Raw genomic sequence first — 13,294 nt, forward strand, 5'->3', positions numbered from 1 at the left:
ACGCGCCCGATGGGCGGCAAGCATCACCAGCTCGAACCGGTTCGGAACCTTGTCAACGCAATCTTCGACCGTCACGCGGGCCATAGGGTACTCCAATCGGGAAGTTTCGCTGGAAGTGGCCTATTTATGCTGGCCGGGCAGGCTTGACAAGCGGCAAATCGGCCAAAATCAAAGTGGTTTCACTGCGTCGCGATCCGCCTGGGGCAGCGCGTCCAGCATCTCGCGCACCGAGCGGCCCGTAAGCGGATGCACCCAGTCAGGGGCAACATCGGCCAGGGGGACCAGCACGAACGCCCGATCCTGCAGCCGCGGATGGGGCAGGATCAGCTGGTCAGGGGCGTCGCGAATCTGGCCGTCGGGCGGGAGCTTTCGCCAGATATCCTGGGTCTCGGCGTCAGGCACGACCGAATCGCCCAAGGCCAAAAGATCGATGTCGAGCGTCCGCATCCCCCAGCGCTGCAGTCTTTTACGACCAAAGTATGATTCAACAAAATGAAGCTTAGCCAGGATTGACGCGGGGTCATCCTCGTTGCTGAACTCCAGGGCAGCCGCCGCGTTCACATAGTCCGGCCCGGCCCCCACCGGAAAGCAGGGCGTCGCGAAGAACCGGCTAACTGCCAGAACCGAAAAGCCTTCTTCGGAAAGCGCTTTGACCGCCCGTCGAAGCGTCTCTGCGGGCGGTTCGCCCTCAAATGGCAGATTTGCGCCTAGCGCAATCAGAGCGAGTGTTGATTTCACCATCTGGACGCATAATTTCCTATAGTTCACTTGTCGGAAAGGTGTTCCGGCTGATAGTTACTCGTTGTTAGCCGTCGGATTTCTCTACTTCACGTGGTTGAGACGCGAAAGATTGGTCTGCCGGCGACTTTGAGGGGACACAGAATGTTTTACAAAGACGAACGGCTCGCGCTGTTCATCGATGGTTCAAACCTATACGCAGCCGCAAAGGCGCTCGGGTTCGACATCGACTACAAGCTTCTCCGGATGGAGTTCATGCGACGGGGCAAGCTCTTGCGCGCGTTCTACTATACGGCGCTTCTTGAGAACGACGACTACTCGCCGATCCGGCCGCTGGTGGACTGGCTCCACTACAACGGCTTCACTATGCGCACCAAGCCCGCGAAGGAATACACCGACAGCCAGGGACGGCGGAAGGTGAAGGGCAACATGGACATCGAGCTTTGCGTCGATGCCATGGAACTGGCGCAGCGGATCGACCACGTGGTGCTTTTCTCGGGCGACGGGGATTTCCGCCCGCTGGTGGAAAGCCTGCAGCGTCAAGGGGTTCGGGTGTCGGTGGTGTCAACCATCCGCAGCCAGCCGCCGATGATTGCCGACGAACTTCGTCGCCAGGCCGACAACTTCATCGAGCTTGACGAACTGCGCGAAGTCATCGGCCGCCCCCCGCGCGAGCCGCGCCCCGCCGTGGGTGAAGAGGTCGCTATCGAGGCGAAGTGAGCCTCGCATTGGTCTGCGCCGGGGAGGGATTTCCCCGGCCATGATCGCATTGTCTGGTCTGTTTCTCGCAGCCTTCCTGGCCGCAACACCGGTGCCATTCCAGTCCGAAGTCGTGTTCCTTGGGATGCAGGCTGCGGGCTGGGAAACCGGCCTTCTGGTGATCCTCGCCTCCATCGGCAACACGCTTGGCTCTTGCGTCACTTACGCGCTTGGCCGGTGGCTTGGCGACCGGCGCGACCACCGCTGGTTTCCCCTGCGCCCCGACCAGATGGCGCGGGCCGAGGGCTGGTTCGGCCGCTGGGGCGTCTGGACGCTGCTGCTCTCCTGGGCACCGTTCGGCGACACGATCGTGGCACTTTCAGGCGTCCTGAGGGTGCCCTTTCCGCTGTTCGTGGGTATCGTCGCGCTGGCCAAGACCGGCCGTTATGTCGCCCTTGGCTGGCTGGGTGCTGCGGCCTTTGGAGTTTAGCGCCCGACGTGAAAGCGTTAACAGACCTTGAATCACCCCCCGCTAACGCATTGAAATATATAACCGCGAAACCCTGCGCACCGTGCCCATTCGCCACGCTGGACGCCACGGCCTACAGGGCTTAAGTCTAACCCGACAGCCTCCGGAACCCCCGATGCCCGACCTGCCCCCCCTGACCCTCTACCTCGCCGCCCCCCGCGGCTTCTGTGCGGGCGTCGACCGCGCGATCAAGATCGTCGAGATGGCCATCGAGAAATGGGGCGCCCCGGTCTACGTCCGGCACGAGATCGTCCACAACAAGTTCGTGGTCGACGGCCTGCGGGCGAAAGGCGCCGTCTTCGTCGAAGAACTGTCCGAGTGCCCGACCGACCGCCCGGTGGTCTTCTCGGCCCACGGCGTGCCCAAGTCGGTGCCCTTGGAGGCCGCAGGCCGCAACATGATCGCCGTCGACGCGACCTGCCCCCTCGTGACCAAGGTCCACAACGAGGCCGCCCGGCACAACGAGAACGGCGTCCAGATGATCTACATCGGCCACGCGGGCCACCCCGAAACCGTGGGCACGATGGGCCAGCTCCCTCCGGGCGAGGTCCTCCTCGTCGAAACCGTCGCCGATGTGGCAACCCTGCAGGTCCGCGACCCCGCAAAGCTCGCCTTCATCACCCAGACCACCCTTTCCGTCGACGACACCGCCGAAATCGCCGCCGCCCTCAAGGCCCGCTTCCCCCTGATCCACGCCCCGGCGCACGACGACATCTGCTACGCCACCACGAACCGCCAGGCCGCCGTCAAGGCTGTCGCCCCGAAGATCGACGCCCTTCTGGTGATCGGCGCGCCCAACTCCTCGAACTCCAAGCGTCTGGTCGAGGTAGGCACCGCAGCGGGCTGCCCCTATTCCATGCTGATCCAGCGGGCCGCCGACATCGACTGGCGCGCCCTGGAAGGCGTGCGCTCCATCGGCCTGACCGCAGGCGCCTCGGCCCCCGAAGTCCTGGTCAACGAAGTCATCGACGCCTTCCGCGCCCGCTTCGCCATGACGGTCGAGCTGGTGGAGACCGCGGTCGAGGACATCGAGTTCAAGGTCCCCCGGATCCTGCGCGAACCGGCATGACAGAGTGGGTCACGTTCCAGGGTCGGATCCAGCCGATCACGTGGGGCCGCTCCACCTACACGATCATCAGCCTGCCTGAAGCGGCGGTAGCGGCGCTCGGCGGCACACGCCGGGTCGAGGGTGAGATCGCCGAGCACCCGGTGAACCTTGCCCTGTCCCGGGCAGCGGTCATCGAGGGCGTCTTCCTTTGGACGGGTTCCAGTCTGCTAGAGCGGATCGGTATCGCGCCCGGCGATCTAGTCGAGGTCCGCCTACGCCCCGCTCCGGATGACCGCGTCGACCTTGATCCAGATTTCGAGGCCGCCTTGCACACCGCAGGGGTCAGCGCGGCTTGGGAGGGGCTGACGCCGGGCAAGCGGCGCGGGCTGCTTTACCAGATCGCCACAGCGAAGACAGAACCGACCCGCCGCAAACGCATCGCGAAACTTGTCGAGGACCTGAGATGATCACCGCTCTCCGCCGGATCGCCATTGCTGTGACCCTTGCCGTCACACCCCTCGCCGCCAACGCCGAATCGCCGCCCGAACTGGCAAGGTACTCAAGCAACCCCGGCAGCCTGCCGCCGGAGTACCGGTGGGACACCTTTGTCACCATCTACCTGGACGGGCAGGTATTGATAAAGCACTGCCGCGGGTATGAAATCGAAGGCCCGGCCTGCAAACTGACCAATACCAAGACGACACCCGAAGCGGTTGAGGCAATCCTGGCTGCCGCGAAGGCCTCCGACCTAGCCGCGCGACCCGCTCGAGAGCTGGACACTCCCCCGCCCGGCAGCAGCTCCATTGGCGGTGATGTCCTCATTGACGGACAGATGATCCTGCTTCCCCCCTTCGTCATCGATGCTGACGTCGAACGGGTCGCCCTGGTCCTTCGGGCGATCGAGGCAGCCGTCCCATCAACGGACGCACGGCTTTTGACGGGTGAATGAAGTCCCCGCTGGCCTCGGTCAGAACGCCGGGCTAGAGCTTCGGGATGACTGACGAAACCCGCATTCCCCCTGCCGCCCTGATGCTTGGCCTTGCCGGGCTGATCCCGTTCCTCTGGTCCGCTGCCACCCATCTGTCGCCTGCTTTGGCCGGATGGGCTGGCCAATGGCTGCCGCCCATGTTCCTGGGCGCCTATGTCGGGCTGACCTATGGCACGGTGATCCTTGCCTTCATGTCCGGCACCCTCTGGGGTTTTGCCACCAAGGCCGAAGGCCGCGAGGCCGCCTTGGCCTACGCCCTGTCGGTCATCCCGGCGCTCTGGGTCTTCTTCATGGTGACGGATGCCTCGGCAAACTCGACCATCTACCTTGCGGCTGGTTTCGTCGGGCTTCTGCTCTTGGACGGCACGTTCTCGGCCCTCGGCCTTGCGCCCCGTTGGTGGATGCGGCTTCGGGTCATGCTGACCGTCGTCGTCCTCGCATGCCTCGCCGTCCCGTTGCAGACCTGAAGACGATGCCCGAGCTTTTCGCCTACACCGACGGCGCCTGTTCCGGGAATCCCGGCCCTGGGGGCTGGGGCGTCCTGATGATCGCCCGCGACAACGGAGCCGTGGTCAAGGAGCGCGAGCTTAAGGGCGGTGAACCCCTGACCACGAACAACAGGATGGAGCTTCTGGCGGCAATCTCGGCGCTGGAGGCGCTGACACGGCCTTCCGTGCTGACCATCGTGACCGACAGCGCCTATGTGAAGAATGGCGTGACGGAATGGATTCACTCCTGGAAGCGCAAGAACTGGCGTACAGCCGGGGGCTCGCCCGTCAAGAATGTCGAGCTTTGGCAAAGGCTTGAGGCTGCCGCTGCCCGCCACCAGGTGACCTGGCGCTGGATCAAGGGCCACGCGGGCCATGAGGAGAACGAGCGCGCCGACGCTTTGGCGCGCGCCGGCATGGCGCCCTACAAATCAGCCCCCGCCTGAACGGTTCACAGCGCTGAAGCGCATCAAGCCGCTTGCCCGGTAAACGAACATTCGTTTACTCTTTCCTCATGCCACGCACCCGCACGATACCGGACGACCGAATCTTCGCTGCCATCCGCGCCCTGATGGACCAGGGCGGCGACAAGGCCGTGTCCTTCGGCAGCGTCTCCGCTGCCACCGGTCTTGCACCCCCCACGCTGGTCCAGCGCTACGGCAGCCGTGACGGCATGGTCCGCGCCGCGCGTTCCGCGGCCTGGGACGCGCTCGATGCCCGAACGGCCCAGGCTATCGCGGCCACCGCCGACAAGGGGCCGCAGGGCCTGCTGAAGGCCATCGGCCCGGTCGACGCCGCCGCTTTGGCGGCAGACCTCCGCGACCCCGACCTCGCGCTTCGGGCGGCAGGCTGGCGGGCTACGGTGGAATCGGCTCTGGCTCAGCGCCTCGGAACCGGTGCCAAGGCAAAAGAGGCAGCGGCCCTCCTGTTCGCGGCGTGGCAAGGCCAGTCGCTGTGGGCACGGGCCGGGGAATCGGGCTTCCGGCTGAAGGACGCTGTGAAGCGGCTTACTTAGCCCAGCTCTTCCAGGCCCAGATCAGCACGAGCGCACCCAGAAGCGCGCCGACAAAGCCCGCGCCCATCCCGGCCATCATGACCAGTCCCCGCAGCAGAAGACCGCCGATCAGCGCGCCAAGAACGCCCAGCGCAATCGTCGACGGTGTGTCGAGGTCAACCTTCAGGATCCGCGTGGCCAGGAACCCGACGGCAACCCCCACGATCAAGAGCCAGATAAGCGGCATGGCACCCCCCTCTTTCCGCAATTCATATGGGGACCCCGCCGCCTGATCGCCAGTATGGTGACATCCAGCCTCTACAGAACTGTCACATGGCGCTGCTACCAGCGATTCATGGTCATTTCGGAGGTCTCGATGCGCCGCGCCGCACTGCTGTTGCTGATCGCCAGCCCGTCCTTCGCAGACACGATCGCCACCGATACCCCCACCCTTACCGCGCCGCCGACCGAATGGCTTGGGCCAGAGCCGCACCTTGTCATCATGGGCAAAGTCAACGGGCGAGAGCTTAACATCCAGCTGACCGATATGGCCTCTGCCCCGTTTGTCGCGGAATTTGCCGGCAAGCGTGAATACCTGCCGGGCGAGGCTGGCGCCTTCCGCTACGGCGATTTCGAGGTCGCGCTCAAGGCCGAGATCGGCGGGGTCGAACGCAGCCTTGAACTGGAATTCGAGAACGACGACTTCGGGAAGGCTGCGCTGCCCTCGGATTTTGCCCTTGTGCCCGAGAATTTTCCGAAAGGTTTCGCCTCGTTCCTGGAGTTTTCGTCCGAATGGGAAGATGCCTCGGGCAGCGTCAATGACGAGATCGGCGGGTTCAACGGCACCCTGTCGCTGCAGCTTGACGAGGGCGCTCCGGACGACAAGGGCCTGCGCCCGGATGGCATGATCGGCGGGCTCGTCATGGCGGAAAAGGAAGGCGAGATCGTGGTTGTCTCGTTCACCGTTCCGGTCGCCGAATATGAAATCGACGATTGAGGCGCTTCTTGTCCTTCTGGCCCTGGCCTCGCCACTTGCGGCGGACCCTCTGGCCATAGCCGTCCCGGCCAGCACGGAGACCGTGGGCGTCGGCGGCGATGCCGATGACCCGGCGATCTGGGTCAACCCGACCGATCCGGCGCAAAGCCTGATCCTTGGCACCGACAAGCAGGGCGGGCTTTTCGTCTATGGCCTCGACGGGACCGAGCGTGCTTTCCTGCCCGATGGTCGGCTGAACAACGTCGACGTCCGGCCCTTCATGCTCGGTGGCAAGCCTGTGGCGCTGGCCGGGGCCAGCAAGCGGGATGACGATACACTCGTCTTCTATATCATTGATTCCGAAGGCGTCCGCCATGCCGAACCCTTCGCGCACCCGGCGATCCCGGCGGACATGCCGGGCGTCAAACACATCTATGGCTTTGCGATGGCCCAGGATGCGTCCGCCACCTATGCGCTGGTGAACTTCAAGTCCGGCGATATCCTGCAGTACCGGATCGAGGATCAGGCGGGGCAGCTGAGGCTTACCCTCGCGCGGCAGTGGAAGGTCGGAAGCCAGCCCGAAGGCATGGTCGCCGATGACCGCGCCGGGCATATCTACGTGGGTGAGGAAGACATCGGCATCTGGCGCTACCCGCTTGACCCAGCCCTTCCCGCCGAGCCGCTGTCGGTAGCGACCATCCCGTCCGCGTGCCTGCCGCGCGATGATGTCGAGGGGCTTGCGGTCCATGAAAGCCCCAAGGGCCGCTACCTGGTGGCGTCCGCCCAAGGCATCCACCGCGCCGCGATTTTCCTTCTCGACGGCGAGGCGATTCCGGCCTGCACCGCGCTGGTCGAGATCGCGGCGGGAGCCGTGGATGGGGTAACCGAGACCGACGGGCTCGACGTGACCTCCGCCGCCCTGCCGGGGCATCCCGAGGGCGTGCTGGTGATGATGGACGACCAGAACGCGGGCTATACGACGAACTTCAAGGTGATCGACTGGGCTGCAATCTCGGCCAACCTGCCGTAGGGGTCAGGCAAGCCGCTCCGGCAGGGTCAGCCCCTTAAGAACCTCACCCGCGGGCATCGGCCGCTTGCCTTCCCGCTGCGCTTCAAGGATTTCGACCGCCCCTTCGCCACAGGCAATGGTGAAGCCGCGAAGCACCTGCCCCGGCTGGCCGCCCCCCGCGACAAGGCGTGATCTTAGAAGCTTCACCCGCTCGCCATTCACCTCGGTCCAGGCGCCGGGGAAGGGCGACAAGCCCCGGATCAGCCGGTCCACCTCAACCGCAGGCCTCACGAAATCCACCCGCGCTTCGGCTTTGTCGATCTTCGCCGCATAGGTCACGCCCTGCGCCGGTTGCGGCTCTGGCTTGAGGTCGGGCAACCGCGCCAGCGCCTCGACGATCAGCCGAGCGCCCAAAGCGCTCAGCCGGTCATGCAGCTCGGCCGTCGTCTCCTCGGCCTCGATCGCCACCGCCTCGCGCAGCAGGACCGGCCCGGTATCCAGCCCCACCTCCATCTGCATGATGCAGACCCCGGTCTCGGCATCCCCCGCCATGATCGCCCGATGAATCGGTGCCGCCCCCCGCCAACGCGGCAGAAGCGAGGCGTGGATGTTGAGGCACCCGAAGCGCGGCGCATCCAGCACAGCTTGCGGCAGGATCAGCCCGTAGGCGACCACGACAGCGATATCGGCACCCAGTGCAGCAAAGTCTTTCGCTGCACCTTCGCTGCGCAGCGAAACAGGATGCCGCACTGGCAAACCTAGCGCCTCAGCCCGTGCCTGAACCGGACTAGGCCGCTCAGCTTTCCCACGCCCGGCAGGTCGGGGTGGCTGACAATAAACAGCAACAATCTCATGCGCTTGACGCAGAGCGTCCAGCACCGGAACCGAGAATTCAGGCGTCCCCATGAAAACTATTTTCATTTCTTGCGCCTCAGCTTGTCAGCCTTTGCGACAAGCATCCTCCGCTTCAGGGGCGAGAGGTGGTCAAAGTACATCTTCCCCGCCAGATGATCGATCTGATGCTGCACGCTGGTCGCCCAAAGCCCGACGAAATCCCGCTCCTCCACCAATCCTTCAGCATTCAGGAACCGCACCGTCACCGCCCTTGGCCGCCGGATCACCGCCGACACGCCGGGCAGGTTGGGCGAGGCTTCCTCATGCTCGCGGAACTGGACGCTTGCATGCAGCACCTCGGGGTTCGCCATCCGCACCGCCTGCCCCCGCGTCTCGGAGCAATCCACCACCGCCAGCTGCAAGGGCACCCCGATCTGCACCGCCGCCAGCCCGTAGCCCGGCATCGCCTCCATCACCGCGACCATATCGGCCCAGATCGCGCGAACTTCGTCGGTGATGGCGACCACATCCCCTGCGGGTTTGCGCAAGGTTGGGTCCGGCCAGGGCAGGATCGGTCGAAGCATCTGGAAAACCTCACGTGTCGGCCCCGGCGAATAGCGGTATCAGGGCGGAAAGTCACCCCCGGAGGTCCTATGAGACTTGCAGTCCTGATCGCTCTTCTCGCCACGCCTTCCCTCGCCGACGGCGGCATTACCGTGCAGTTGCCCGACGACGCGAAGATCGCCGAGGCCGCGACGCCCGAGTTCCTGACCGAACTGGTCAACGCCAATGTCATCGGCATGAACTGCCCGGGGTTCGAGATCGATCAGGGGGAATGGACGCTGATCACCGGAACTGCCGACAAGGTGGCCGAGGCCATCGGTGTCATGGACGCCGGCGAATATGACGACAAGTTCTACGGCCCGGCTTTCGCGATGCTGGACAAGCCCGAAAGCTGCGCCAAGGAAGGCCCGAAGATCGACCCGCTGATCGAGCGGCTGAAGGCGATGGGTGGCGATACCAAGCCGATCGGCTGATCAGACCTCCCGCGCGCGTTCCCGTTTCAGCTTTTCCATCTTGCGGGTGATCATCTGGCGTTTCAGCGGTCCGAGATAATCGATGAAGAGCTTGCCATCCAGATGGTCGATCTCGTGCTGGACGCAGGTCGCCCAGATGCCTGCGAACTGCCGCTCTTGCATCTGCCCCTTCAGGTCCATCCACCGCACCTGCACTTCGGCCGGGCGCTTCACATCGGCGTATTGGTCGGGGATCGAAAGGCAGCCTTCCTCATAGACCGAAAGGTCCTCCGACGCCCAGATGACCTCGGGGTTCACCAGCGCCATCGGCTCGGGCGTGCCTTCCTTGATGCAGTCCATCACCAGAAGCCGCTTCGTCACACCCACCTGCGGCGCCGCAAGACCGATGCCCGGCGCGTCGTACATCGTCTCGAGCATATCTGCCGCAAGACGTTCGATCTCGGGGGTGATTTCGGCCACCGGCTCGCAGAGCTTCTTGAGGCGCGGATCAGGATGGATCAGGATAGGGCGGATCATGCCTCGGGATTTATGGAAGCCCGTGCATTTAGGCAAGAGGGCGGTCCTGGCCTGGAGAAACGATGGGATGAGCGGAACGATGTACTGTGCATTACCCCTTGATCGGACCGATGTTCCAGTTCTATCTATCATATTGGTATGAAGTTCCGGCAATTATTGCCTATCCAGAACGATGTCCCGCTACGAAAGCCCGCCATGACCTTTGACACCCCGATCTCTCGCCTAGGAACCCATTGCGTCAAATGGGACATGCTGAAGCCGCTTTACGGCCTCGCCCCTGACGAGGGGCTGGCGATGTGGGTCGCCGATATGGAATTCCGCCCACCTCAGGTGGTGCAACAGGCGCTGGAAAAGATGGTGGACCACGGCGTCTACGGCTATTTCGGTGACGACAGCAAGTACCTGGATGCGATCCGCTGGTGGATGAAAACCCGCCACAGCTGGGAGGTCGCACCCGAGTGGATCTTCACCACCCACGGCCTGGTCAACGGCACCGCGCTTTGCATCGACGCGTTCACCAGGCCCGGCGACGGCGTGATCCTGATGACCCCGGTCTACCACGCCTTCTCGCGCATCATCAAAGCCGCCGACCGCGAGGTGGTGGAATGCCCGCTGGCGGTGGTCGACGGCAGGGCCGGGCTTGACCTTGCCGCCTGGGAGGCCAAGCTGACCGGCCGCGAACGGATGCTGATCCTCTGCTCGCCCCACAACCCCGGTGGCCGGGTCTGGACGGTCCCTGAGCTTCGGGCCCTGGCCGACTTCTGCGTGAAGCACGACCTGATCCTCGTCTCGGACGAAATCCACCACGATCTGGTCTTTCCGGGCCAGAAGCACACCGCCATGGCCAATGCCGCGCCAGAGATCGCGGATCGGCTGGTGATGATGACGGCCACGACCAAGACCTTCAACATCGCGGGCGCCCATGTCGGCAATGTCATCATCGCCGACCCCGAATTGCGCAAGACATTCGCCAAAAAGATGAACGCAATGGGCATCTCGCCCAATTCCTTCGGCATGCATATGGCCACGGCCGCCTACAGCCCCGAAGGTGCTGCCTGGGTCGATGCGCTGATGAGCTACCTCGACGGCAACCGGAAGCTCTTTGACGAAGGCATCAATCGCATCCCGGGCCTCCGCTCTACTGAACTGGAGGCGACCTACCTCGCCTGGGTCGATTTCTCGGGTACCGGAATGGCCCCGGACGAATTCATCGAGCGGGTCCAGAAGGTTGCCAAGATCGCCACCAACCACGGCGCAAGCTTTGGCATGGGCGGCGAGAACTTCCTGCGCTTCAACATCGCCTGCCCGCGTGCCCAGGTGGCCGAGGCGGTTTCCCGGCTGGAACGGGCCTTTGCCGACCTGCAATGAACCGCTTCCTTCGCCTTCTGGTCTATCTCTTCCTGCTGATCGGCCTCGGCTTCATCGCGGCGTCGCTTTACAGCCCCCCGGTTGCGATCCCAACTCCACCCCCGCCGCCCCTGACCGGAGAAGTCGAGCGGATCGTGATCGAGAAAGCGGCAAGGCGGATGCAGCTTTTCCAGGATGGCAAGCCCGTACGCACCTATGAGATCGCGCTTGGCTTCACGCCCGAGGGCGACAAGGAACGCCAGGGTGACGGCAAGACACCGGAAGGCGAGTTCACCATCGACCGGAGAAACGGTGGAAGCGCCTATCACCTGTCGCTGGGCCTCGACTATCCCAAACCCGAAGACCGAACCCGCGCCGCCGCCGGGGGCTACGACCCAGGCGGCGACATCTTCATCCATGGCCAGCCGAACGCGCTGCCGGACGGGTTGAAGCTGCAGGGCGACTGGACGGCAGGCTGCATCGCCGTGACCAACGCCGAGATGCGCGAGATATGGGCAGTCACACCCATCGGGACGAAAGTGGAAATCCGGCCCTGACAGGGCCGGGACCACGATTTTTCGTCGAAAAATCGCCCCTTGCTTCAGGCCTTGGTCAGGTACCCAACCGGCGCATTCTCGTCGCGCCAGAAGTCAAGCGGCGCCCGTTCAGACACCGCCGTCACACGCTTGAAATCGCAGACCAGCTCGCCATTCTCGATGAACGAGGCGACGATGAGGCACTGGAACACGTGGCGCGAGCCCTCATAGATGTCCACCAGTCCACGGAGCTTGCTGGGCGAAAAATCCGCATCCAGTGCAAACCCGTCCTGCCAGAACCGAAGGACCGGATAGACGGTATCGCCCACTTGCACCCGAAGCCGCGACTTGCGCTTCTGGTCTTTCTTGCGGGCGGCTTCCAACCCCTCGCGCACTTCCTTCGGCAGAAACTCAAGCATGGCAGCCTCGTACGTACCGTGGATTGGATTTTGGGACTGGCCCCGAAAAAATCAAGGTGGCGCAAAGCTATTGCCCAAATGTAAAGGCCGCATGTCGCCGAAGCCACAACCGCCGGCAACCCCCGGTTGATCGACACCCCGAAACACACGAACCAACGCGCGAAACCGGGCTTTCGGCACGGCATCGCTTGCGAATCACCCGCTAGGGCGGAATAGCCCTCGGCCATGATCCTGATCGCCGCCCTTATCCTTGATGCCGCCTTTGGCGAGCCGCGCCTGATCTGGGATCGTCTGCCTCACCCCGCCGTCCTGATGGGCCGCCTCGTCGGCTACTGCGACCGGCGCTTCAACCACGGCCAAAGCCTGCGCCTGAAGGGCACGCTCGTGACGGCGGGCCTTCTTGCCACCGGCCTTGCCCTGGGTTGGCTGATCCAGAGCCTGCCGGACTATGGGGTCCTGGAAGCCCTGGCCGTCGCTATCCTCATCGCCCAGAAAAGCCTCGTCGACCATGTCCGCGCCGTGGCCACCGCGCTGCGCCGTTCGGTCGCCGAAGGCCGTCAGGCCGTCGCCATGATCGTCGGCCGCGACACCACTGACATGACCGGCCCCGACATCTCGCGCGCCGCCATCGAAAGCGCTGCCGAGAACCTGTCGGACGGCGTCGTCGCCCCGGTCTTCTGGTATCTCGTCCTCGGCCTCCCCGGCATCGTCGCCTACAAGCTCATCAACACCGCCGACAGCATGATCGGCCACATGACCCCCCGGTACATCGAGTTCGGCTGGGCCGCCGCCCGCCTCGACGATGTCCTGAACCTGATACCGGCCCGCCTGACCGCGCTTCTGATCGCCCTCACCCACGGCTGGGTCGACCCCTCCCCGATCCTCCGCGATGCGCCCAAACACCGCAGCCCCAACGCAGGCTGGCCAGAAAGCGCACTTGCGCCGGTGTTAAACGTCGCCCTCTCCGGCCCCCGCAGCTACAACGGCATCCGCAAGGACTATCCTCATGTCTGGCCCGAAGGCCGCCGCGACCCCGGTCCCGACGACATCGACGCCGCCGCCGATGCGCTATGGCGGGTCTGGGCCGCCCTCCTTGCGGTTGCCGTCCTCATCGCGGTCTTCTAGGGTCGCGAAAA

At 64.3% G+C, this 13,294-nt stretch carries 21 protein-coding genes; 14 read left to right on the forward strand and 7 right to left on the reverse strand.

Annotated features, from left to right (window positions below; translation table 11 throughout):
• Both rpoZ and folK read right to left on the reverse strand, forming a co-directional pair.
• Positions 1–84: DNA-directed RNA polymerase subunit omega (rpoZ, locus tag ACRCSW_RS10690; protein ID WP_438705049.1), on the reverse strand; the 84-nt coding region annotated here is incomplete at its 3' end.
• Positions 85–168: 84 nt separating this feature from the next.
• Positions 169–741 carry a 2-amino-4-hydroxy-6-hydroxymethyldihydropteridine diphosphokinase gene (folK, locus tag ACRCSW_RS10695; protein WP_438704932.1) on the reverse strand — a complete coding sequence of 191 codons (573 nt, stop codon included), beginning with the start codon at positions 739–741 and terminating at the stop codon, positions 169–171.
• A gap of 141 nt (positions 742–882) precedes the next feature.
• Between folK and ACRCSW_RS10700 the strand changes: the two genes are divergently transcribed.
• From ACRCSW_RS10700 to ACRCSW_RS10735, 8 genes are all read left to right on the forward strand, one after another.
• Positions 883–1,458, forward strand: coding sequence for a LabA-like NYN domain-containing protein (locus ACRCSW_RS10700; RefSeq protein WP_438704933.1), 576 nt, complete (start codon positions 883–885; stop codon positions 1,456–1,458).
• A 40-nt stretch (positions 1,459–1,498) separates the two neighbouring features.
• The gene (locus ACRCSW_RS10705) at positions 1,499–1,927 is read left to right on the forward strand and encodes a YqaA family protein (protein WP_438704935.1); all 429 of its coding nucleotides are present in this window, start codon (positions 1,499–1,501) and stop codon (positions 1,925–1,927) included.
• Positions 1,928–2,081: 154 nt separating this feature from the next.
• Positions 2,082–3,035, forward strand: a complete 954-nt coding sequence (gene ispH, locus ACRCSW_RS10710; RefSeq protein WP_438704936.1) for a 4-hydroxy-3-methylbut-2-enyl diphosphate reductase — start codon at positions 2,082–2,084, stop codon at positions 3,033–3,035.
• A complete protein-coding gene (locus ACRCSW_RS10715; protein WP_438704938.1) occupies positions 3,032–3,481 on the forward strand; it encodes a YdeI/OmpD-associated family protein in 450 nt (149 codons plus the stop codon). Before ispH ends, ACRCSW_RS10715 begins: the two co-directional genes overlap by 4 nt.
• Positions 3,478–3,963, forward strand: coding sequence for a hypothetical protein (locus ACRCSW_RS10720; RefSeq protein WP_438704939.1), 486 nt, complete (start codon positions 3,478–3,480; stop codon positions 3,961–3,963). The genes ACRCSW_RS10715 and ACRCSW_RS10720 overlap by 4 nt, the downstream gene beginning before the upstream one ends.
• Before the next feature lie 44 nt (positions 3,964–4,007).
• Entirely contained in the window at positions 4,008–4,469 is a 462-nt protein-coding gene (locus ACRCSW_RS10725; RefSeq protein WP_438704941.1) for a DUF3429 domain-containing protein, read from the forward strand.
• Positions 4,470–4,474: 5 nt separating this feature from the next.
• Positions 4,475–4,936: a ribonuclease HI gene (gene rnhA, locus ACRCSW_RS10730; protein ID WP_438704943.1), complete on the forward strand. Its 462-nt coding sequence runs from the start codon at positions 4,475–4,477 to the stop codon at positions 4,934–4,936.
• Positions 4,937–5,004: 68 nt separating this feature from the next.
• Positions 5,005–5,505 carry a transcriptional regulator gene (locus ACRCSW_RS10735; protein WP_438704944.1) on the forward strand — a complete coding sequence of 167 codons (501 nt, stop codon included), beginning with the start codon at positions 5,005–5,007 and terminating at the stop codon, positions 5,503–5,505.
• On the opposite strand, the gene ACRCSW_RS10740 is transcribed toward ACRCSW_RS10735, so the two are convergent.
• On the reverse strand, positions 5,498–5,731 hold the full coding sequence (locus ACRCSW_RS10740) for a GlsB/YeaQ/YmgE family stress response membrane protein (protein WP_438704946.1): 234 nt from the start codon (positions 5,729–5,731) through the stop codon (positions 5,498–5,500). The two genes, ACRCSW_RS10735 and ACRCSW_RS10740, sit on opposite strands and share 8 nt — an antisense overlap.
• A gap of 129 nt (positions 5,732–5,860) precedes the next feature.
• Here ACRCSW_RS10740 and ACRCSW_RS10745 point away from each other — a divergent pair, with 129 nt between their 5' ends.
• The gene (locus ACRCSW_RS10745; protein WP_438704947.1) at positions 5,861–6,481 is read left to right on the forward strand and encodes a hypothetical protein; all 621 of its coding nucleotides are present in this window, start codon (positions 5,861–5,863) and stop codon (positions 6,479–6,481) included.
• Positions 6,465–7,490, forward strand: coding sequence for a phytase (locus ACRCSW_RS10750; protein ID WP_438704949.1), 1,026 nt, complete (start codon positions 6,465–6,467; stop codon positions 7,488–7,490). The genes ACRCSW_RS10745 and ACRCSW_RS10750 overlap by 17 nt, the downstream gene beginning before the upstream one ends.
• A 3-nt stretch (positions 7,491–7,493) precedes the next feature.
• Here the strand turns inward: ACRCSW_RS10750 and fmt are convergent, their stop codons facing one another.
• Both fmt and def (ACRCSW_RS10760) read right to left on the reverse strand, forming a co-directional pair.
• On the reverse strand, positions 7,494–8,390 hold the full coding sequence (gene fmt, locus ACRCSW_RS10755) for a methionyl-tRNA formyltransferase (RefSeq protein ID WP_438704951.1): 897 nt from the start codon (positions 8,388–8,390) through the stop codon (positions 7,494–7,496).
• Complete coding sequence (def, locus tag ACRCSW_RS10760; RefSeq protein WP_438704952.1) at positions 8,387–8,887, reverse strand: peptide deformylase; 501 nt, start codon at positions 8,885–8,887, stop codon at positions 8,387–8,389. Before def (ACRCSW_RS10760) ends, fmt begins: the two co-directional genes overlap by 4 nt.
• A gap of 69 nt (positions 8,888–8,956) precedes the next feature.
• On the opposite strand from def (ACRCSW_RS10760), the gene ACRCSW_RS10765 reads away from it, so the two are divergent.
• Positions 8,957–9,340, forward strand: a complete 384-nt coding sequence (locus ACRCSW_RS10765; protein WP_438704954.1) for a hypothetical protein — start codon at positions 8,957–8,959, stop codon at positions 9,338–9,340.
• Here ACRCSW_RS10765 and def (ACRCSW_RS10770) read toward each other — a convergent pair whose 3' ends face one another.
• The gene (def, locus tag ACRCSW_RS10770) at positions 9,341–9,856 is read right to left on the reverse strand and encodes a peptide deformylase (protein WP_438704956.1); all 516 of its coding nucleotides are present in this window, start codon (positions 9,854–9,856) and stop codon (positions 9,341–9,343) included. It abuts the gene before it with no gap.
• Between the two features lie 195 nt (positions 9,857–10,051).
• On the opposite strand from def (ACRCSW_RS10770), the gene ACRCSW_RS10775 reads away from it, so the two are divergent.
• Positions 10,052–11,224, forward strand: coding sequence for a MalY/PatB family protein (locus ACRCSW_RS10775; protein ID WP_438704957.1), 1,173 nt, complete (start codon positions 10,052–10,054; stop codon positions 11,222–11,224).
• Positions 11,221–11,760, forward strand: a complete 540-nt coding sequence (locus ACRCSW_RS10780; RefSeq protein ID WP_438704959.1) for a L,D-transpeptidase family protein — start codon at positions 11,221–11,223, stop codon at positions 11,758–11,760. The genes ACRCSW_RS10775 and ACRCSW_RS10780 overlap by 4 nt, the downstream gene beginning before the upstream one ends.
• A gap of 44 nt (positions 11,761–11,804) precedes the next feature.
• Here ACRCSW_RS10780 and ACRCSW_RS10785 read toward each other — a convergent pair whose 3' ends face one another.
• Positions 11,805–12,158: a hypothetical protein gene (locus ACRCSW_RS10785; RefSeq protein WP_438704961.1), complete on the reverse strand. Its 354-nt coding sequence runs from the start codon at positions 12,156–12,158 to the stop codon at positions 11,805–11,807.
• A gap of 225 nt (positions 12,159–12,383) precedes the next feature.
• On the opposite strand from ACRCSW_RS10785, the gene cbiB reads away from it, so the two are divergent.
• The gene (gene cbiB / locus ACRCSW_RS10790; RefSeq protein WP_438704963.1) at positions 12,384–13,283 is read left to right on the forward strand and encodes an adenosylcobinamide-phosphate synthase CbiB; all 900 of its coding nucleotides are present in this window, start codon (positions 12,384–12,386) and stop codon (positions 13,281–13,283) included.
• Positions 13,284–13,294 lie beyond the last annotated feature (11 nt).

This window comes from Tabrizicola sp. (genome assembly GCF_051645465.1).
Lineage (GTDB): Bacteria > Pseudomonadota > Alphaproteobacteria > Rhodobacterales > Rhodobacteraceae > Tabrizicola.